Genomic DNA, 497 nt, shown 5'->3' with positions numbered 1-497 from the left:
ATATATATTATGGTGCCGAGGGCCGGACTTGAACCGGCACGGTAGTCACCTACCGCAGGATTTTAAGTCCTGTGCGTCTGCCAATTCCGCCACCCCGGCAAAAAAGAAACTCATTAGAACTTAGTAATGGAGCGGAAGACGGGATTCGAACCCGCGACCCCCACCTTGGCAAGGTGATGTTCTACCACTGAACTACTTCCGCATATATTATTTTGTAACCCTTTTTCTTATAAAAAATGGTGAGCCATGGAGGATTCGAACCTCCGACCCTCTGATTAAAAGTCAGATGCTCTACCAACTGAGCTAATGGCTCAAATAAAATTATACCTGGTGCCGGCCAGAGGACTTGAACCCCCAACCTACTGATTACGATTCAGTTGCTCTACCAATTGAGCTAGGCCGGCTCAATGATGGTGGAGGATGACGGGCTCGAACCGCCGACCCTCTGCTTGTAAGGCAGATGCTCTCCCAGCTGAGCTAATCCTCCAAAATAAACC

5 tRNA genes are annotated in these 497 nt (G+C 48.9%); all 5 read right to left on the bottom strand.

The features are described from left to right. Positions 1-10: 10 nt before the first annotated feature. Positions 11-99, bottom strand: a tRNA-Leu gene (locus GMB86_RS15345). 28 nt (positions 100-127) lie between these two features. Continuing rightward, a tRNA-Gly gene (locus tag GMB86_RS15340) sits at positions 128-202 on the bottom strand. A 35-nt stretch (positions 203-237) separates the two neighbouring features. Next, positions 238-313: transfer RNA gene (locus tag GMB86_RS15335), tRNA-Lys, on the bottom strand. A gap of 15 nt (positions 314-328) precedes the next feature. Beyond that, positions 329-404 (bottom strand) — tRNA-Thr (locus GMB86_RS15330). A gap of 7 nt (positions 405-411) precedes the next feature. Then, positions 412-487 (bottom strand) — tRNA-Val (locus GMB86_RS15325). Between the last annotated feature and the right edge of the window lie 10 nt (positions 488-497).

It is taken from the genome of Terrilactibacillus tamarindi (assembly GCF_009718825.1).
Classification (GTDB): Bacteria; Bacillota; Bacilli; order Bacillales; family Sporolactobacillaceae; genus Terrilactibacillus; species Terrilactibacillus tamarindi.
The sequence above is the reverse complement of the archived record's forward strand: the minus strand, read 5'-3'. Positions and strand labels throughout refer to the sequence as shown.